This is a genomic window from Aureibacter tunicatorum (assembly GCF_036492635.1).
GTDB classification, from domain to species: domain Bacteria; phylum Bacteroidota; class Bacteroidia; order Cytophagales; family Cyclobacteriaceae; genus Aureibacter; species Aureibacter tunicatorum.
Genome location: NZ_AP025305.1, coordinates 701626 through 721887 on the forward strand (window position 1 = coordinate 701626; position 20262 = coordinate 721887).

At 37.6% G+C, this 20262-nt stretch carries 19 protein-coding genes; 11 read left to right on the plus strand and 8 right to left on the minus strand.

Going from position 1 to position 20262, the window contains the following annotated elements:
- Positions 1-2: 2 nt before the first annotated feature.
- The 4 genes from AABK36_RS03045 to AABK36_RS03060 all read left to right on the plus strand — a co-directional run bounded on the left by AABK36_RS03045 (position 3) and on the right by AABK36_RS03060 (position 5924).
- Positions 3-2996, plus strand: a complete 2994-nt coding sequence (locus tag AABK36_RS03045; RefSeq protein ID WP_309937554.1) for a serine hydrolase domain-containing protein — start codon at positions 3-5, stop codon at positions 2994-2996.
- A 106-nt stretch (positions 2997-3102) separates the two neighbouring features.
- On the plus strand, positions 3103-4245 hold the full coding sequence (gene bshA / locus AABK36_RS03050) for an N-acetyl-alpha-D-glucosaminyl L-malate synthase BshA (RefSeq protein ID WP_309937555.1): 1143 nt from the start codon (positions 3103-3105) through the stop codon (positions 4243-4245).
- On the plus strand, positions 4242-4901 hold the full coding sequence (hxpB, locus tag AABK36_RS03055) for a hexitol phosphatase HxpB (RefSeq protein WP_309937556.1): 660 nt from the start codon (positions 4242-4244) through the stop codon (positions 4899-4901). Before bshA ends, hxpB begins: the two co-directional genes overlap by 4 nt.
- A gap of 9 nt (positions 4902-4910) precedes the next feature.
- The gene (locus AABK36_RS03060) at positions 4911-5924 is read left to right on the plus strand and encodes an alpha/beta hydrolase (protein WP_309937557.1); all 1014 of its coding nucleotides are present in this window, start codon (positions 4911-4913) and stop codon (positions 5922-5924) included.
- A gap of 17 nt (positions 5925-5941) precedes the next feature.
- Here the strand turns inward: AABK36_RS03060 and rfbA are convergent, their stop codons facing one another.
- Genes rfbA through AABK36_RS03075 form a run of 3 tightly spaced genes read right to left on the minus strand, consistent with a single transcriptional unit; the run spans position 5942 to position 8916 of the window.
- Positions 5942-6808, minus strand: coding sequence for a glucose-1-phosphate thymidylyltransferase RfbA (rfbA, locus tag AABK36_RS03065; protein ID WP_309937558.1), 867 nt, complete (start codon positions 6806-6808; stop codon positions 5942-5944).
- 55 nt (positions 6809-6863) lie between these two features.
- Positions 6864-7916 (minus strand): dTDP-glucose 4,6-dehydratase, encoded by a 1053-nt coding sequence (gene rfbB, locus AABK36_RS03070; RefSeq protein WP_309937559.1) that lies wholly within the window; start codon positions 7914-7916, stop codon positions 6864-6866.
- A gap of 7 nt (positions 7917-7923) precedes the next feature.
- A complete protein-coding gene (locus AABK36_RS03075; protein WP_309937560.1) occupies positions 7924-8916 on the minus strand; it encodes a UDP-glucuronic acid decarboxylase family protein in 993 nt (330 codons plus the stop codon).
- 265 nt (positions 8917-9181) lie between these two features.
- Between AABK36_RS03075 and rpsU the strand changes: the two genes are divergently transcribed.
- The 3 genes from rpsU to hpf all read left to right on the plus strand — a co-directional run bounded on the left by rpsU (position 9182) and on the right by hpf (position 10668).
- On the plus strand, positions 9182-9376 hold the full coding sequence (rpsU, locus tag AABK36_RS03080; protein ID WP_309937561.1) for a 30S ribosomal protein S21: 195 nt from the start codon (positions 9182-9184) through the stop codon (positions 9374-9376).
- Positions 9377-9450: 74 nt separating this feature from the next.
- Complete coding sequence (locus AABK36_RS03085; RefSeq protein ID WP_309937562.1) at positions 9451-10332, plus strand: tyrosine-type recombinase/integrase; 882 nt, start codon at positions 9451-9453, stop codon at positions 10330-10332.
- A 30-nt stretch (positions 10333-10362) separates the two neighbouring features.
- Entirely contained in the window at positions 10363-10668 is a 306-nt protein-coding gene (hpf, locus tag AABK36_RS03090) for a ribosome hibernation-promoting factor, HPF/YfiA family (RefSeq protein WP_309937563.1), read from the plus strand.
- A gap of 149 nt (positions 10669-10817) precedes the next feature.
- Here hpf and tsf read toward each other — a convergent pair whose 3' ends face one another.
- The 4 genes from tsf to rplM form a co-directional block, all read right to left on the minus strand.
- Positions 10818-11645, minus strand: a complete 828-nt coding sequence (gene tsf, locus AABK36_RS03095) for a translation elongation factor Ts (RefSeq protein WP_309937564.1) — start codon at positions 11643-11645, stop codon at positions 10818-10820.
- 244 nt (positions 11646-11889) lie between these two features.
- A complete protein-coding gene (rpsB, locus tag AABK36_RS03100) occupies positions 11890-12651 on the minus strand; it encodes a 30S ribosomal protein S2 (RefSeq protein ID WP_309937565.1) in 762 nt (253 codons plus the stop codon).
- A 42-nt stretch (positions 12652-12693) separates the two neighbouring features.
- Positions 12694-13080: a 30S ribosomal protein S9 gene (gene rpsI, locus AABK36_RS03105; protein WP_309937566.1), complete on the minus strand. Its 387-nt coding sequence runs from the start codon at positions 13078-13080 to the stop codon at positions 12694-12696.
- Between the two features lie 6 nt (positions 13081-13086).
- Entirely contained in the window at positions 13087-13530 is a 444-nt protein-coding gene (gene rplM / locus AABK36_RS03110; protein ID WP_309937567.1) for a 50S ribosomal protein L13, read from the minus strand.
- A 477-nt stretch (positions 13531-14007) separates the two neighbouring features.
- Between rplM and AABK36_RS03115 the strand changes: the two genes are divergently transcribed.
- The 4 genes from AABK36_RS03115 (at position 14008) to AABK36_RS03130 (ending at position 19302) form a co-directional block, all read left to right on the plus strand.
- A complete protein-coding gene (locus AABK36_RS03115; protein WP_309937568.1) occupies positions 14008-14436 on the plus strand; it encodes a DUF2721 domain-containing protein in 429 nt (142 codons plus the stop codon).
- Between the two features lie 141 nt (positions 14437-14577).
- Entirely contained in the window at positions 14578-15345 is a 768-nt protein-coding gene (locus AABK36_RS03120) for a carboxypeptidase-like regulatory domain-containing protein (protein ID WP_309937569.1), read from the plus strand.
- 153 nt (positions 15346-15498) lie between these two features.
- Entirely contained in the window at positions 15499-16245 is a 747-nt protein-coding gene (locus AABK36_RS03125; protein WP_309937570.1) for a carboxypeptidase-like regulatory domain-containing protein, read from the plus strand.
- An 87-nt stretch (positions 16246-16332) separates the two neighbouring features.
- A complete protein-coding gene (locus AABK36_RS03130) occupies positions 16333-19302 on the plus strand; it encodes a glycosyltransferase family 117 protein (RefSeq protein WP_309937571.1) in 2970 nt (989 codons plus the stop codon).
- Between the two features lie 194 nt (positions 19303-19496).
- Here AABK36_RS03130 and AABK36_RS03135 read toward each other — a convergent pair whose 3' ends face one another.
- Positions 19497-20213, minus strand: coding sequence for a response regulator transcription factor (locus AABK36_RS03135; protein ID WP_309937572.1), 717 nt, complete (start codon positions 20211-20213; stop codon positions 19497-19499).
- Between the last annotated feature and the right edge of the window lie 49 nt (positions 20214-20262).

The following is a 20262-nucleotide window of genomic DNA, read 5'->3' on the forward strand; positions in this document are numbered from 1 at the left end:
GTATGCACCAATCAATAATTTTATTCATTTCGCTATTTCTTTTTAATGCTTCATTCGCTAATTGTGCTATTTATGAACAATCTTCTAATAACAAGAGCGAATGGGTGGACAGTGTTTATCAGTCCATGAATGCGAAAATGAGAATTGGTCAACTGTTTATGATTGCTGCCTATAGTAATAAGAACGCAAGCCATCAAAAAGATATTGAAAATCTAATCAAAAATCATCATGTGGGCGGCTTAATATTTTTTCAAGGAACGGCTAAAGAGCAAGCAAGGCTTACAAATGCATATCAAAATGCAAGTAACTTGCCTCTGATGATTGCAATGGATGCGGAATGGGGTTTGAATATGAGGTTGAAAGAAGTACCGGCATTCCCTTACCAAATGACTTTGGGGGCAATTCAAACCCCAGATATCATTAAAACAATGGGGCGTGAAATCGCCAGACAGTTTCAACAACTGGGCATGCAAATGAATTTTGCTCCTGTGCTTGATATTAATACGAATCCGTCAAACCCTGTGATTGGCATTAGATCGTTCGGAGAGGATAAAAGGACTGTGTCAACTCATGGTTTGGCTTATATGCAAGGATTGCAAGAAGGAGGCGTGATCGCATGTGGAAAGCATTTTCCCGGGCACGGAGATACTTCTACGGATTCTCACTTGACATTGCCGGTGATTCCTTACGACTATAATCGACTTCGGGCAGAGGAAATGTATCCATTTGAATTTTTAGCGAACAGAGGGCTTGAAAGTATTATGGTTGGCCATATTTATTTGCCTCAATTAGTAAAGGAAAAGAATTTGCCTGCATCACTATCTCCTTATATCGTAAGTTCTATTTTGCAGGATAGCTTAGGCTTTGATGGCTTGGTAGTGACAGATGCCTTGAATATGAAAGGGGTGACTAAATATTATAAGCCCGGGGAAATCGAAATTATGGCTTTGGAGGCAGGAAATGATTTATTGTTGTTTTCCGAAGACGTGCCTTTGGCCATGAATAGTGTTCTTGAAGCAGTAAAATCCGGGAGGTTAGATAGCATGGAGATTGAATCCAAAGTAAAAAAGATCTTGGGATACAAATACGATGTTGGTTTGAAGACTGCTCCTCAGTTGAATGTGGAAGACATAGACTCCAGAATAACGACGCCATATACATTAAGCCTTATTGAAAAGCTGTATGAGCAATCAATGACTATCGCAAGAAATGAACAGGGTTTTTTACCTATATCGATTATTGATACTTGTGAAATAGCGTCTATTGAGTTAAATAGAAATTCGCAATCGTTATTTCAAAGCAGACTTGCTAAATACGTTGAGCTTGAAACTGTAAATATAGCTAAAGGCGCTAGTGTTAATATTGAAAATATTACTCAAAAATTGGTAAATAGAAATGTTGTGGTCATGGGCTTTCATGGTATGAATTCCAATATTAAGAATAATTACGGAGTCAATGAGCAACATATTGCCTTGGGAAAAAAATTGAAAGAGCAGGGGAAGAAAGTAATCGCCGTGATATTCGGAAACCCATACAGTTTGAGGAATTTTGAATGGGCGGATTATGTTGTTTGCGCATATCAAGATAATAAGTATACGCAAGCCAAAGCGGCCGAAGCGATATTTGGAGCTATATCAGTTTCAGGAAGATTGCCAGTTACCGCATCTGAAGGCTTTAAGGTTAATCAAGGTTTTGATACTCGTTCATTGGGGCGATTAGGCTATGCTTTGCCCGAATCTGTTGGCATGAATGGAAAGATGCTGAACAAAATCGATAGTGTGGTGCAAGAGATTGTCGAGTCAAAAGCAGCGCCGGGAGGGCAAGTGTTGGTAGCTCGCAAAGGCAAGATAATTTATGAGAAGTCTTTTGGTTATGAGACTTATTCCAAAAAACATAAAATCACAGAAGAGCATATTTATGATATTGCATCTATTACCAAGGTAGCAAGCACATTGTTGGCTACCATGTTTTTAGAAGGCCAAGGATCTATTGATTTGAATAAAACATTAAGTTTTTATTTGCCGGAATTGGATACAACGAATAAATCCAATGTTAACTTAATGGATTTATTAACACATCAAGCAGGGTTGAAGCCATATCTGCCATTTTGGAAGAAGACTATTGCGAATAAAGAGGATAAAAATTTTTATTATAAAAATAGTCAGGATTCGATTTATTCAATAAAAGTTGCTCATAATATGTATGGAAGAAATACTTTGCCTGATTCGTTGTGGAAATGGATGGCAAGCACAAAACTTCGCAATGAGCAGGGAGGAAAAAGCATAGCATTCACTTATGATTATAAATATAGCGATATTGGCTTTTATTTTTTGAAGCATGCAATTGAAAGACGAATCAATCAAAATATAGGGGATTTTGTTAAGGATAATTTTTATGAGCCTTTAGGGATGGAGAAAACATTTTTTTCGAGCAACGAGGCAAATTTATTAGGAAAGCATAGTATTGTTCCATCCGAGGCGGATGAATATTTCAGAAAGAAAACACTCAAAGGTTTTGTAAATGATCCGAATTCCGCTTTAGAAGGAGGCACAAGCGGTCATGCGGGTTTGTTTTCAAATGCGCATGACCTTGCTATTTTATTTCAAATGTTTTTGCAGGAGGGGTATTATGGAAGTGTGAGGTATTTGGCGCCGGGCACTGTTGATAAATTTACTTTTGCTCCCTTTGATAAAAGCAATGGGAACCGGAGAGGTGTTGGCTGGGATAAGCCCGTGAAGTTTGGAGAGGGACCTTCGTCTTATTATGCTTCAGAATCGTCTTTTGGGCATTCGGGCTTTACAGGAACTTTGGCTTGGGTTGATCCTGAAAAAGAGCTGGTTTTTATATTCTTATCCAATAGAACGTATCCAAAATCTTCAAATACTCGTCTTTTAAAAGGGAATTTTCGTACGAATATTCATGACATTGTTTATGAATCTTTATATAGCATGAAGTCTTTTGAAAAGAATGCTATATTTACAACGACTAACTTGTGAAAGCATTTTAGGTTTCTTGCATGAATGATGATAATATACATTAGCTAATAAGGGCTGAAAAGCCCTGTATGATGGCGATTTTATTGGAAAATAAAAATAATAGGAAATGAGGATAGGGATTGTATGTTACCCGACTTTTGGAGGGAGCGGAGTTGTAGCCACGGAGTTGGGGTTGGCATTGGCCAAAGAAGGCCATCAAGTTCATTTTATTACATACACCCAGCCACCAAGGCTGGACTTTTTCAATGAAAATATATTTTATCATGAAGTGAGCGTTAGCAGCTATCCTTTGTTTCGATATCCTCCTTACGAATTAGCTCTTTCTGGCAAGATAGTCGATGTAGTCAAGTTTGAAAAGCTTGATATTTTGCATGTTCATTATGCCATTCCGCATGCGTCAGCTGCTTATATGGCTAAGGAAATTTTGAAAAAAGAGGATATTCATATACCGATTGTGACGACTTTGCATGGCACAGATATCACACTTGTAGGGAAAGACCCTTCTTTCGCTCCTGTGGTGACTTTTAGCATAAACCAATCGGATGGAATTACGTCTGTCTCTGAGAGTTTAAAACAAGAGACATTCGACTATTTTGATATTGATAAGGATATTGAGGTAATCCCTAATTTTATAGACCTTAAAAGATTCAAAAAACAAGAGAAAGAGCATTTTAGAAAAGCGATATGTCCGGAAAATGAAAGATTGATTGTTCACACATCCAATTTTAGAAAAGTCAAGCGTGTCACGGATATTATCAAAGTCTTCAAAGAAGTTCGAGATAAGATTCCTGCCAAGATGTTATTGGTAGGCGATGGACCTGAAAGATGTCATTGCGAGACGCTTTGCAGAGAATTATCGCTTTGCGAAGATATCAGGTTTTTGGGTAAAATTGACGCTATTGAAGAGGTGTTGTCTGTATCGGACGTGTTTATGATGCCTTCCGAGAAAGAGAGCTTTGGACTTGCGGCCTTGGAAGCTATGGCTTGCGAGGTGCCAGTAGTAACTTCAGATGCAGGAGGTTTGCCAGAATTGAATATTGATGGTGTTACGGGATATATAAATCCTGTGGGAGATATAGAAGGGATGACTCAAAGCGTTTTGAAAATATTGAAAGATGAAGAGACTTTGGATGCTTTTAGACAAAATGCATTGAATAGAGCGAATGAATTCAGGCTTTCAAATATTTTGCCTCAATACGAGAGTTTTTATTATAGAATTATAGAACAAGTAAAAGCGGAGCAAATATGATTAAAGGAGTGATATTCGACATGGATGGGCTTTTGATAGATTCGGAGCCTTATTGGAAGATGGCTATGATCAATGTGTTTGCTTCTGTGGGCCTTGAGATGAACAAGGAAAAAGCCCAGTTGACAATGGGGTTGAGGTCTGTTGATGTTGTTGATTATTGGTACCGAAAAGAGCCTTGGGAGTCTAAAACGAAAGAAATTGTTCTCCAAGAGATATTGGAAGAGGTAAAGAAGCTCGTGCTAAGAGATGGTGAAACAATGCCCGGAGTCCATGATGCGATAGCTTTTTTCAAGTCTCAAGGGATTAAAATGGCTTTGGCATCATCATCACCAAAGGATGTGATTCATAGTTTTGTTGAAAAAATGGGAATACTCGATGATTTAGAGTATTTGAGATCTGGAGATCAAGAGGAGTTTGGAAAACCTCATCCAGGTGTTTTTATCAATACTGCAAAGGAAATGGGGTGGAATCCATCAGAGTGTTTAGTATTTGAGGATTCTGTGAATGGTGTAATAGCAGGTAAAGCAGCTTTGATGAAGGTAGTGGCGATTCCCGAGCCGGATTCATTTTCTGATCCGAGATTTAGCATAGCGGATATGAAGATTAGTTCTTTGGGACATTTTGATAATGACATGTTTCAAAGAATTTTGCGTTAATAAATTAGTATGAAAACTAAAAAGACAAGTTTAGCTATTTTAAGCGGTGTTCTAGTCGTTGGAGCAGCGATTCTAATGGGACCAAAACCTTCCACACCCGAACTAACTCCAAAAGTTCAAATAGAAACGCCAATGGCTTTGAGCAAATTGGAAGATACTTTGAAGCAAATAGATGCTGAGGAAGGACCAATAAGGCCCGGCAATGAATCTAAAATTGAGTGGATAAATGGAGTCCCTGAAAAAACAGAATATGTTGTAATGTACCTTCATGGATTTACTGCAAGTCCTGAGGAGGGTGCGCCTGTTCATAGGAATTTCGCAAAAAGGTATCAGGCAAATTTGTTTTTGCCGAGATTGCAGAGTCATGGACTTGATGTAGCGAAGCCAATGGAAGATCTGACTCCCGAAAACTATTTGCAATCTGCTAAAGAAGCTTTGATGATCGCTAGCCATCTGGGGAAGAAAGTTGTCGTTATGGGATGCTCTACCGGAGGAACACTAGCATTGTATTTGGCCGCTCATAATCCGGAGTTGATTCATAGCGTATTACTGTATTCTCCAAATATCAAACTAGCCGATCCTTCAGCTGTATTGTTGACAAAACCTTGGGGTAAAAACCTAGCCAAGGCAGTGTTGGGAAGTGATATGAGAGAAGTTGATCTTGAAGATGGAGAAAAACCGTATTGGTATAAAAAATCTTCTGTTAATGGATTGATTTCTATGGCTTCACTCGTTGAGCATACGATGCACGAAGAGACTTTTAAGTCTGTGAAGCAGCCTGTTTTCATGGGATATTTTTATGAAAATGAGGACAATCAAGACCAAGTGGTTTCTGTGGAGGCTATGAGGGAAATGTTTGACCAATTGGGGTCGGAAAAGAAAAAACAAGTGGCTTTTCCAAATGTCAATGCGCATGTGATTTGCTCTGATATTTGCTCGGATGATTACCTGTCTGTTGAGAAAGCGACTTTCCAATTCGCTGATAGCGTTTTGAAAATGATAGCAAGTGAAGAGCACCAATAGTAGGTGCTTTTCAAATGTTAATTTTTTTTGAGCATGCTCATTAAGTATTTTCCATAGCCGCTTTTAAGCAAATTTTTAGCTAAAACTTCTAGCTCGGCATCTGAGATAAAGTTCATGCGGTAGGCAATTTCTTCTATGCACCCTATTTTGAGACCCTGTCTTTCTTCAATGATTTGAACGAAATTGCTTGCTTGCGCCAATGATTGAAACGTGCCAGTGTCAAGCCAAGCGGTTCCTCTGTTCATTATGCTGACATTAAGCTTGCCCATGCTGAGGTATGATTTGTTAACATCTGTGATTTCCAATTCTCCTCTTGCGCTGGGTTGAATATTTTTGGCTATGTCAACCACGGCATTATCGTAGAAATATAAGCCAGGCACAGCATAGTTGGATTTTGGGATAGATGGTTTTTCCTCAATGGATATAGCTTGCATATTGCTATCGAATTCGACAACTCCATATCTTTCCGGATCTTGAACGTGATAGGCGTATACGATTCCTCCATCAGGGTTGATGTTTTGTTGAAGCTGTGTCGACAATCCCGTTCCATAAAAAATATTGTCACCTAAAATCAATGCAACAGAGTCATTTCCTATAAACTCCTCTCCAATGACAAAGGCTTGAGCAAGGCCCTCGGGCTTTTCTTGGACAGCGTATGTGAATTTGCAACCTAGGCTTTTGCCATCCCCAAGCAATGATTTGAATAATGGCAGATCTCTTGGAGTTGATATGATCAGTATTTCCCTAATGCCTGACATCATCAGTGTTGATAAAGGGTAGTATATCATAGGCTTGTCATAGACAGGCATGAGTTGCTTGCTTACTGCGAGTGTAAGAGGGTGCAGTCTTGTGCCTGACCCTCCTGCTAAAATAATTCCTTTCATTAAAAAATATTTTTACCTTAAAAGGCTATGTTCATTTCTTTTATTAGCTATAGTTTCAATTTGTCTCGTAGAATTCTTCGTAGTATTTGCGATACGAGCCGGACGTTACATTCTCAAGCCAAGCTTCATTTTTTAAATACCAATCAATTGTTTTTTCCAAACCTTCTTCGAATTGCAATGATGGCTTCCAGCCTAATTCTTCTGAGATTTTTGTAGAGTCTATTGCATATCTAAGGTCATGTCCTGCTCTGTCTTTAACGTAGGCAATTAGTTTTTCCGATGTTCCTAGCTTGTTGCCTAGTTTTTTGTCCATGATGGAGCAAAGCAATTTAATCAGATCAATATTTGTCCACTCATTGAAACCTCCAATATTGTAAGTCTCGCCGATTTTCCCCTTATGATATACCGTGTCAATAGCTCGCGCATGATCAACTACATAGAGCCAATCTCTGATGTTTTCTCCACTTCCGTATACTGGGAGATTTTTCCCTGTTTTAATATTATGAATAAAGAGAGGAATGAGTTTTTCAGGAAATTGATTAGGGCCATAGTTATTGGAACAGTTGCTAATGACTACCGGCAGGCCATAAGTATTATGATAAGCCCTTACGAAGTGGTCCGAACTGGCTTTTGAGGCTGAATAAGGAGATTGAGGGTCGTAAGAAGTGCTTTCAATAAAGAAGCCTCCATTATCCAAAGAACCATAAACTTCATCAGTGGAGATATGGTAGAATAACTTATCATTCATATCTTCTTGCCATGAATCTTTAGCTGCATTAAGCAAGTTGACAGTACCAATAATATTGGTTTTTAAAAAAGAAATAGGGTCTTTGATGGATCTGTCGACATGAGATTCGGCGGCAAGGTGAATAACACCATCGAATTTTTCTTTTTGAAATAAATCGAAAATGAATTTTTCGTCTGTGATATCGCCTTTGATGAACTTGTAGTTTTTATTGTCTTTGAGATCATCTACGTTCTCAAGGTTTCCTGCGTAAGTTAATGCGTCAAGGTTATAGATTTGAGTGTCTTTGTAGTTATTTACAAATAACCTGACAACATGTGATCCGATAAAACCAGCGCCTCCTGTGATCAATATTTTTCGCATTGATGTCTTATTTTTTTATATAGCCGTCAAATTTTTTATGTTCGCGCTTGAAAAGTTTGTTTTCAGGCAAGGAATTGAAGTAGTCTAAAGTTTTTTCAAGCCCTTCTTTGCGAGATACCTTTGGAGACCATCCAAGAATTTTTTCAGCTCTGCTGATATCAGGCTTTCTTTTCTTAGGGTCATTTTGAGGCAGTTCTTTATGAATGATTTTATTTTTGCCTTTAGTAAGTGACAAAACTTCATTTGCAAAGTTCAAAATAGTGATTTCTTCGGGATTTCCTAAATTGACAGGCTCTGAATAATCGCTCATCAGCAACTTGTGGATGCCATTGACCAAATCATCAATATAGCAAAACGACCTTGTTTGCTTGCCATTTCCGAATACTGTCAAATTCTCACCTCTTAGCGCTTGTCCGATGAAAGCAGGAAATACTCTACCGTCATTTAAGCGCATTCTAGGGCCATATGTGTTGAAAATCCTAGCGATGCGTGTTTCAACACCATGAAAATTGTGATAAGCCATTGTAAGAGCTTCTTGGAACCGTTTGGATTCGTCATAGACACCCCTAGGGCCTACAGGGTCAACATTTCCCCAATAATCCTCAGTTTGCGGGTGCATGAGCGGATCTCCATAAATTTCAGAAGTCGAAGCGATAAGCATGCGAGCATTTTTATGTTTTGCCAGTCCTAGCAAGTTATGCGTGCCCAATGAGCCAACTTTCAATGTTTGAATGGGTATTTTCAGATAATCCACAGGACTGGCGGGAGATGCGAAGTGCAATATATAGTCCAAATCACCTGACACATGCACATAGTTGGTGATGTCTTGGTGGTGGAAGGTGAAATTTGGCAACGGCAAGAGATGCTCAATATTTTCAATATTGCCAGTGATTAAGTTGTCCATTGCTATGACTTCATAGTCTTCAGCCATGAATCTGTCGCATAGATGGGAACCTAAAAATCCCGCGGCTCCAGTAATCAATACCCTTTTTGGCTTCATGCTTTTTTATCGGGATAAAAGTTAGTCGTTGAAATCATTTGTTGTAAAACCTGCAACAAATTCTCTCATTTTCAATTTTCTATAGAGCAAATATAAGACAATGAGCAGCAATATGCAGGCTGTAAGAGTTCGATAACCAAATTCCTTTTAAAAAAAGATAAAAAGAAGAGCTAAAGTGGTTTATTATGAAAATTTCAGTTATTTTTGCGTGCTGATTGAAGAAACAATCCAAGGAAAAGAAATTTTAATTTAGGTTAATTATATTATGATCATCGTAAACGTAAAAGAAAACGAATCTATAGAAAAAGCATTGAAGAGATTCAAGAAGAAATTTGAGCGTACTGGCGTTCTTAAAGAGCTTAGAAACAGAAATTTCTATGAGAAGCCATCTGTAGCTAAGAGACAACAAAGAATCAGAGCTGCTTACAAGCAAAAATTATTCGCTGAGCAAAACTACTAATAGCTGGTTTTTTTCAGCAATACAGTATATATTAGTATTGCAAGAGGAAAATGCAATACTAATATAAGCTGTACATGATAGAACGCTTTTTCAACTATTTGCGCGCCGAAAAACGCGCGAGCCCTCATACACTTAAAGCTTATCAAAGCGATATAGATCAATTCTTGATATTCATCAAGGCTACTTCACCAGATACTGATATTTTAGATATTAAGCACATGCATGTGCGTTCTTGGCTATTGTCGATGATTGAGCAAGAAACCAAGGCTTCGTCAGTTAATCGAAAAATCGCTACTTTGAGGTCTTTTTACAAGTTTTGCCAAAGAGAAGGAGCTGTTGAGAATAATCCCACAAGAAAAATTGTAGCTCTTAAGACAAAAAAAAATCTGCCTAATTTCATTCCTGAGGACCAAATCGTAAAACTTTTGGAATCCGAGGGTGTTTTTGAAGAAACTTTCGAAGGCATCAGAGACAAGATGATTTTGGAGTTTTTGTACGGTACAGGGATAAGGCTTTCCGAGCTTATTCATTTGAAGGACAATGATATAGATATGCTTAACCGTCAGATCAAAGTGTTAGGAAAGAGAAATAAAGAGCGAATCATACCTTTCAGCATTAGTCTGGGGAGGTCTATATCATTTTATTCATCTAAAAAAAATGAAAAATTCAATAACGATAATAGCTTCTTTATCGTTACAAATAGAGGTAAGGAGGCTTATCCTACCTTTATTTACCGAATAGTACGTAAATACCTTGACAATTTCACAACTATAGACAAGCGTAGTCCGCATGTGCTTAGGCATACGTTCGCTACACACTTGTTGAATAAAGGGGCTGATTTGAATGCTGTAAAAGATTTGCTGGGACATGAAAGTTTGGGTACAACACAAATTTACACCCATAATACATTGGAAAAACTCAAGGAAATCTTCGAGCAAGCTCACCCCAAAGCTTAACAATTTATTTAACCTCAAAACTGATTTTATATGAAGGTTCAAATGCACTCAATTAAATTCGATGCTGACCAAAAGCTAATCGATTTCATTCAAAAAAAAGTGGATAAACTAGAGACATTTTTTGACCGTATAGTGGACGGCGAAGTATATATGAGGCTAGACAAGAATGATAACCAAGGAAATAAAATTATAGAAATATTATTGAATTTGCCGGGTAGCCAGCTTTTTGCTAAGGAAGTTGCTCCTACATTTGAAGAAGCTACAGATAGAGCTACAGATGCTTTGAGAAGACAATTGAAAAAGCATAAGGAAAAGCAAATAGCTAGGCAGATATAAATATAATAGCTGCCTTAGGCAGTTGTAGACTAAATTCAGACGGCAATGTGTCAATAGCATATTGCCGTTTTTTATTTGATGTTTCTTGAAAATAAAAAAGGAAGCCTTTTTGGCTTCCTTTCTTTAATATTGTTAGCAGAGTTGCTGAATTAGATAGAAACTCTAACAAATTTTGTTACTGTCATACCTTTGTTAAGGCTGTTAAGATATTTCTCTACGCTTACAGAGCTGTCTTTTACGAAGTCTTGAGCAAGTAGAGTGTTGTCTTTGAAGTATTTGTTAAGCATACCAGTAGCGATCTTCTCAACGATAGCCTCAGGCTTACCTTCAGCAAGAGCTTTCTCTTTACCGATTCTCATTTCTTGCTCAACTACTTCAGCAGGAACCTCATCTTTGTTCAAAGCGATAGGGTTCATCGCAGCTACTTGCATACCAACATCTTTACCAGCTGTTTCGAAGTCAGCGTCGCCAACATTTTCCAATGCTACAGCAACACCAAGTTTTTTGTTTCCGTGGATGTATGCAGCTACTTTTTCTCCTTCAACGATAGTGAAGTTTTTCACTTCGATTTTTTCGCCGATTTTACCGATGTTCTCAGTGATAACCTCAGAAATAGCTTGTCCGTTAAGCTCAAGAGCTAAAACAGCTTCTGCAGAATCAGCACCTCCAGCAACAGCAGCTTCAAGGATATCGTTCGCAAGCTTCACGAAATCGTCATTTTTAGCTACGAAGTCAGTCTCGCAAGTAAGAGCAAGCATCACAACTTTAGAGTTGTCTGCGTTATTCTTTGCAACAACTACACCTTCAGAAGTTTCTCTGTCCGCGCGCTTAGCTGAAACTTTCTGTCCTTTTTTTCTAAGGATTTCAATTGCTTTGTCAAAGTCGCCCTCAGCTTCTACTAATGCTTTTTTACAGTCCATCATACCTGCACCAGTAGTCTTTCTCAATTCATTAACTTGTTTTGCTGAAATTGCCATTTCTCAATTAATTTATTAAGTTTTTAATGATTTCTATTCTAAGGCCTGCGTTTGAATTTAAAGAGTTCCGAAACTTAGTGGGAGTTCGGATGACAACAGCCTTGGTTTTAGGCTATTGCGGTCGTTAAAAAACAGGCAGGACAAAAATAAGAAAATAATCTTTAAATCAATGTGGATTCAAAAAAAATGAACACCGATATTGCTAAAGGTGTTCATTTCAAAATTATTTGTCAAAAAGAATTATTTATTCTGCTGATGTTTCGTCAGCTTCTTTCTTTTCAGCTTCCATTGCTTTCTGCTGCTGTAGTTCTTTTTCGTTCTTTCTTTCGCTCAAACCTTCCTCGATAGCGGCACCGATTTGCTTAACGATCAAGCTGATAGACTTGAATGCGTCATCGTTACCCGGGATAGGGAAGTCTGCAACTTCTGGATTTGAGTTAGTGTCAACCAAAGCGAATACAGGGATGTTAAGTTTTTGAGCTTCCTTGATCGCAATGTGCTCTCTTTTCACGTCAACAACGAATAATGCAGCCGGAAGTCTAGTAAGATCAGAGATACCCCCAAGAACTCTTTCTAGCTTCTCTTTTTCACGGCTTACCATCAAGCGCTCTCTTTTCGCAAGGTTCAAATAAGCCTCATCTTTCATCAACTTGTCGATTGAGCTCATTTTCTTAAGTGACTTACGGATAGTAGCGAAGTTAGTCAACATACCACCTAACCATCTTTCTGTCACGAAAGGCATTTTTAGTCTTGCAGCTTCTTCAGCTACGATGCCCTTAGCTTGCTTTTTAGTAGCTACGAACATTACTTTTCTTCCTGAACGAACGATTTGCTTAATAGCTTTAGATGCTTCATCCAGGCAAACAAGAGTCTTGTTAAGGTCAAGTATATGGATTCCATTTCTTTCCATGAAGATGTATGGTGCCATCCTTGGATCCCATTTTCTTGTTAAGTGTCCAAAGTGAACACCAGCATCTAATAAGTCTTTATAATCAACGTTTGCCATTGTAATTTCTTGAATAATATTATTAAAATAATAGTAATACGATTAACGCTTACTGAACTGGAATTTTCTTCTCGCTTTCTTCTGACCGTATTTCTTACGCTCAACCATACGAGGGTCTCTAGTAAGGAATCCTTCAGCTTTCATCGCAGGTCTAAGTTCTCCGTCGATTTGATCAAGAGCCTTAGCTACAGCCAAACGAATAGCTTCCGCTTGTCCTTTGAATCCTCCACCTGTTACGTTGATTTTGATATCGTACTTTCCAGTGTTCTCTGTAAGTGTCAATGGTTGGTTAACAACGATTCTCAACAACTCTGCTGGGAAATAATCTTCTAGAGCTCTGTTGTTGACTGTTATGTTTCCGCTTCCAGCAGTAAGGTACAATCTTGCTACTGAAGTCTTTCTTCTACCTGACGTGTTAATAACTTCCATGTACTATTAAAGTTTAATTTCTTTTGGTTGTTGTGCTTCGTGCTGGTGTTCAGCTCCTTCGTACACATACAAGTTTTTGAAAAGTTGTCTTCCAAGTCTGTTTTTTGGAAGCATACCTCTAACGGCATTTTCTACTAAAAGAGTAGAAGACTTTTGCTTAAGCTCTATAGCCGTTGTAGATCTTTGTCCGCCAGGATATCCAGTGTGACGAAGATATACTTTGTCTGACCATTTCTTTCCAGTCAGGCGAATTTTGTCTGCGTTGATAACGATAACGTTGTCACCACAGTCGGCGTTTGGAGTGAATGACGGCTTGTGCTTGCCTCTAATGACTTTAGCCACTTCGCTAGCCAATCTACCCAATACCTTAGAATCAGCATCTACAATCACCCAGCCTTTTTCAGCCGACGCTTTGTTTACTGATTTAGTTTTGTAACTTAAAGTATCCACTTTGAACTACGTTTTTTTTACAGAATAAATAATTTTCTTTGACCCTTTGCTTGAGCAAAAGGCCTGCAAAAATACAAAGTTTCCTTTAGAATAGCAAGTTGCTACGGCTAAATGGAATCAAAGTATTTAGTTGGTAAAGTTACTGTATACCAATAAGATATGTTTTCAGTAACTAAGGAAGCTCAATGATGTTCCTATGCTAATCTTTCCAAGCGCCTGATAAGGCTGATCGGGGGCGCAAGGCTGATTTCGGAACAATAGGTCGCAAAATTAACAATTATTTTTTAAAAATGAAAGCCTGTAAGTGTTTCGCTTAGAAATATTTAATGTGTTTGTGATAGCTTCTTTCGTGTGAAATGGAACTCAAATCAAAATCGCCGAGTTAAGCATATTATTTTGAGTAGGAATGCGCGTATTTTATTTTTATTTTTGTTGATAATTAAATTTAATTCAAGCGATTATTTTGAGGTTTCTTTTATGGAATTGACACTTACGACTCCTGCGTTGCTTTTTCCGGCTATTTCTTTATTGTTTTTATCATATACCAACAAGTTTTTGACGATTGCTGGATTGATTCGCAATTTGCACTCGCATTATAAAGAAGATCATGATGAAGTGATTTTAGCGCAATTGCAAAATCTGCATAAGCGTGTAGCGTTGATAAAGCATATGCAAGGACTTGGCATTGGGAGTTTTTTGTTTTGTGTATTAGATATGTTTTTGCTATTTTCAGGAGAGATAAAGCTTGCTGAAATTGTTTTTGGCGTTTGTTTATTGTTATTGTTGGCTTCTTTATTGGTGTGTTTAGTTGAGATTAAAATCTCTGTCGACGCGCTTTCTTTGCAGTTGAATGACATGGAAGAGTTTAATAAAAGGTCAAAAAAGAGAGCAAAGACTATTAAATAACACAATGAAATTTAAAATTGGCGTTTTAATATTTGGAATATGTAACCTAAGAGGGCTGAATTGCATAGCGGCTATCGGGTGCTTTTGAAAGTTATGGGAAAGATGCTAGATAAGTTTTATAAAGGATCAATACTGATGATTATGGCACTTTTGCTTGTTAATGTAGCTACTGCTCAAGACGCGGTAGACAACAATAGCTTGCCGGATGAAGAAGAAGTGTTGAATTTGGATTCATTGGTTACTTTGACTGGGGTTGTGATCAATGAGGAAAATGAGGCGCCTATGCCTTTTGTTCATGTTGTTAATATGTCTCGCAAGAGAGGGGTTGTAACAGATGATGATGGACTTTTTAAACTGTATATGAACCCTGGCGATACGGTTGTTTTTTCTTTTGTTGGTTTTAAGGACTTTGAGTTTCACCTTGATAGCGCTGAAAAGGGAAGTACATATGCGGCTACGATTGGCTTGAGCCCAAGCGCCTATGAGTTGAAAGCGATAACAGTGTATGAATACCCGACGCTTGATGAAATGAAGAAGCAGTTGGTTGAAATGCGAACTAAAGATCCTGAAGAGGATAAGGTGAAAATTCCTGGCGGTTATTATGGCCCACAAAAAGAGGTGAAGGCAAAAGCATGGAATTCTCCTGTTTCTGCGGTGGCAGGTCTGTTCAGCAAGGATCGAAAAATGCAAAAGAGATTGGTGCAGTCTAAAAAAAGCTACGAGGATTATAAAATTATCAATAGCAAGTTCAGTGAGCAAGTGGTCGCGGATATCACTGGCTATTCAGATCCTAATGAAATTGCTCGCTTCATGCAGTTTTGCGGTTTTTCAAACGATTACTTATTAAGCACGCCGGCTTACGATGTGATCGTGGCTATTCAAGACAAGCAAAAGATTTTTGAAAGATAGTAGGAAGATTAATAGCTTATTTATGAATGTTTAACCCTTTTTAACGAAGGGTTTTTATTTTTTATAGACATTAGTTGTTACTTATGTGGTATTGGAGATAATGAAAGTTTTATGAGTGTAAGTGCGTGTCGATTTTTTCTAATGATCTTTTTTGTGAGTTTGAGTTTAAGCTCGTATTCTGAAGAAACGAAAGAAGATAGTTTGATTTCTGTTCAAGGCAGGGTTTATGATGCGGAAAGCATGAAGCCTTTAGTGGGCGTTCATGTTTCAGCAAGTGGGATGCTTAAAAGCGTTGCAACAGATGCTTCAGGCTATTTTGTGCTTGAGCTAAATGCTACTGATACTTTAATGTTGTCGCATGTAGGATTTCAGTCAATTAAAATAGAACCTTCCAGAATTGAAATATCAGACGAATATTTTCTTAAGCAATCGATTGAAGTGTTAACGCCAGTTGTGGTATATGCTTTGCCTGAGAATGCAGAGGAATTGAAAAAAGCTTTACTGAGTGTTAATGTGCCAGAATCTGAAGAAGAGTTTAACTTTAAAATAGATGCCAAAGTCTTGATGAGTTTGCCTTCAGATCTTCAAAATGCTCAATTTTCGGAAAGGAAAGGCAGCGGGAATTTTGGATTGCCTATCGGAGGAAATCGCATGGCCAAGCAGGAGAAAAAATACCAAGCGATACTCGCAAAAGAGAAGGTATGGGAAGGCATTGGCAAAAAGTATAACAAGACGATTGTGCGTGAGGTGACAGGCGTGAGAAATGATAGTATTGCATTGGATGTAATGAAATTTTGTGACTTTAAAAAAGAGTTTTTAGAGAGAACCTCCGAGTATCAAATTATCGTAGCGATTTTGAATTGTTATGAAAATTATCAAGAAGTGGAATCATTTGAATAATCTAGTTAAAATGACTAGATTGCCTATATTTTTGACTTTAGTAAGATTTACCTCTGAAAAATCGATCGAATAACCTTTTAAAAAATTATGCTTAGTAACTATCGGAAGATTAATGACATCACAGGTTGGTTGGTGTTTGGTATCTCAACATTGGTGTACTGTCTCACAGTAGAGCCAACAGCGAGCTTTTGGGACTGTAGTGAGTTCATAGCTTGTTCTTATAAGCTTGAAGTGCCTCACCCGCCGGGGACACCATTATTTTTGCTTATAGGAAGACTTTTTTCACTATTGGCAGGAGGTGACGTTGAGAAAGTAGCTTATTGGATTAACATAATGAGTGCTTTATGTAGTGGATTTACGATTTTGTTCCTCTTCTGGTCGATAACCATGTTGGGAAGAAAGTTGCTAGGTGTTAAAGATGTTGCGTCAATAGAAAAAGGTAAAGCTTATGCGTTGTTTGGCGCTGGAGTAGTAGGTTCTCTTGCTTATGCGTTCACTGATTCATTTTGGTTTTCGGCAGTAGAAGGGGAGGTATATGGTATGTCTTCATTCTTTACAGCGATTGTTGTATGGGCTATGCTGAAGTGGGATTTGATTGAAGATCATAAATTGGCTAACAGATGGTTGATTATGATTGCGTATTTGATGGGATTGTCAATTGGAGTCCATTTGTTGAACTTGGTGACGATGCCGGCTTTAGGTTTGGTGTATTATTTCAAAAAGTTTAAAAACCCAACAATCAAGGGAGCTGTTATAGCATTGATCGTTAGTTTGATTGTTTTGTTGTTTATCAATGATTTTATTATTCCTGGTTTGCCAAGTTTGGCGGGAGATATTGAGGTGTTTTTTGTGAACTCTTTAGGTTTGCCTTTTGGTAGTGGGGTTATTTTCTTCATTGTTTTATTCATTTCCATATTAGTATATGCTGTCTACTATTCGCAAGTCAAGCAAAAAGAGCATTTGAATACAGCGTTGTTGTCTTTTGTTTTTATTCTATTTGGATATGCATGTTATGCGATTATTCCGATCAGATCATCATACAACCCTCCGATTGATGAAAACGATCCAGAGACGATAGTTAATTTCGTGTCGTACTTGAAGCGTGAGCAATATGGTTCAAGACCATTGTTTTATGGACAGTATTATGACGCGGAAGTTGTGGATACAAAAGAAGGAGCGCCTATATATGCTAAAGGCAAAGATAAGTATGTAATCGAAGGGAAAAAGCTTAGTTATGAGTATGACAAGAGCCGCCAGACACTCTTGCCAAGAATATACAGCAATGCGCCGCAACATGTAGAAGCATATAAAAGAGTGTTGGGACTTGGACCAAATGAAAAACCTGGATTTGGAGATAACATAAAGTTCATGTTTGTCGATCAGATTGGCAGAATGTATATACGATATTTGATGTGGAACTTCTCCGGTCGAGAAAGCGATAATCAAGGAGCTGGATATTTGACAATAGCGGATGCCTTTAAAAAAGTGCCTGATGCGATTTCTGAGAATAAGGCTAGGAATAATTATTTGATGCTACCTTTGATTTTAGGGATCATAGGCTTGTTTTTTAACTTCAATAAAGACCCAAAAACATTTGCCGTAATCGGAATGCTGTTTATCATGACAGGTGTAGCGCTTGTTGTTTACTTGAATATGCCGCCGATTGAGCCTCGTGAAAGGGATTATATATTTGTGGGATCGTTTTACGCATTTGCGATGTGGATTGGCTTTGGGGTCTTGGCATTGTGGCAGCTTATAGAGGAGAAAACGAAGAACAAGGGAGTGATGCCTGCCGCCGTTGCGACGATTATATCTCTTTCTGTGCCTGTGATTTTGATAGCTGAAAATTATGATGATCATGATCGTTCGGATAGATATTTTTCAGTTGATTCAGCGAAAAATTTCTTGGATTCTTGCGCGCCTAATGCGATAATTTTTACTGGTGGAGATAATGATACATTCCCGCTTTGGTATGTTCAAGAAGTAGAAGGCTATAGGACGGATGTGAGAGTGATTGTATTGAGTTACTTTAATACAGACTGGTATATCGAGCAAATGATGCGAAGAGCTTATGAATCGCAACCTTTGCCGTTCAGTTTCTCCGAGGAGGATATTCAGCAAGGAGGTCCTAATGATTATATTCTTTATAATCCAAATGCGGGTATTAAAGGAGCTATCGATGCTAAGCAATATATTTCATTGTTGAGAAAGAAAAGCCCTGCTTTGCTATTGCCTACAAGAGGAGGTGGGACAGTAAATACTGTGCCTTCGAAAACTATGTTCTATAATATCGATACGGCTCAAGTCCAAAAGCTTGGTATAGTGCCTGAGCAATATAAGGATCATATCGTTCCTCAAATGACTTGGAACCTTAAGAAAAATGCTATTGAGAAAAATACTTTGATGATCATAGATTTGATTACCAATAGCAATTGGGAAAGGCCAATTTACTTTAATAATACTTCATTGCAAGGAGTTGGCATTGACTTGAAGGAGTATGTAATTCAAGAAGGAGCGGCTTATAGATTGTTGCCGATTAAGAACCCGAATCCAAACAGAGAGTTTGTAGATACTGACTTGATGTATGAAAATATGATGACGAAGTTCAAGTTTAGAGAGCTTGATAATCCGAATGTTTATTATTCTCAAGATTATCGTCAGTTTGCTCAAAATGCGAGATCGAATTTCAATACATTGGCAAGATCATTAGTTCTTGAGAATAGACCTGATCAAGCTAAAGAGGTTGTAAATTACATGTTGGATAGAATTCCAAATGAAGCTATTCCTTTTGATTTCACGACGACTCAAACGATTGCGACCTTGCTTGCCGTTGAGGAAAATGATCGAGCATTGGAAGTTATTAAGGTGCTGGGAGATAGATCTGATCAGCTATTGACATATTATGAGCAGAAAAATGTACCAGTTTCTGTTGATGTTCAGAAAGAGCTTGTGATATTGTCTGAATTGATAAGATTGCTTAGGACTCAAGATCAAGAAGAATTGTTGGAGGATTATATGGAGAAGTTAGCTAGACATAGAGCGTACTTTGGAATATAACCCAAATCTAGAGATAAGAATTATAAGAGCCATTTCCTTAGGGAGATGGCTTTTTTTGTATGTTTAAGAAGGAAGAGTAGTAGGTTTCTTAGTATTAAGTGAGTGAGGGAAGTGTTATGAAAGAGGTGGTATTATTAAAATGTAAGCTGAGAATATGAAATAAAAAATTGGTTGTGTAGTGGTATGTTGTAAAGTTATATTACTTCAAATATTTCAGCGAATTTCATGATTTGATAGGGGTTGTTTGTATTTAGTTTTTTTAAAATCTTTTTTCGATGTGATTTTACAGTTTCTATGCTCATTTCGCATAGAGAGGCTATGGATTGATTTTTTTCACCAAGTGCAATAAGCTTTAGCACTTCTCTTTCTCTTTCTGTTAAATTAAGAAATACCTTTTTGTTGTCATTGAAGTATTTTCTGTTTTGAATTGTTTCGTCTATGTAATTTGACCAGATTAAAATCTTGTCTACAGGAAAAGTATGAATTCTGATTTTATCGGTTCTGCTGTCCGATAGATTGATGAAAATAATCAAGTGCCATTCGTATATTTTGCTTTGGGTATTTTTTAACTTCAAGTAGTTTGTTTCGGTCAGTACACTAATATTGCTTTTGAGTATTTCTATTTGAGCTTTGAATAGTTCGCTGTCTGTGCTAAGTAAAAATTGCGATGCGAAAGAAGATACGTTAATAGGGTTTTCCTCAAGTTGAAGTGTTTCTTGTTTTGCTATTGTGTTTCCGTTGATTTCGTATATGGTTTCAAATGATTTTATGTCTTTGATGTAACTTACTTCGTCAGGTATTATAAGTTTTTGAGCAAGAGAGTTTTTAATAGTCTGGGGCTCTGGAGTATTCCTTCTTAAGCAGTCATTTTTTAATAGTTTTTCAATTTTGGCGAATGTAGGTTTGTTCATTTTTTCAATGATTAATTTAATTAATCTAAAAACGGTTTTTTTATAGGGT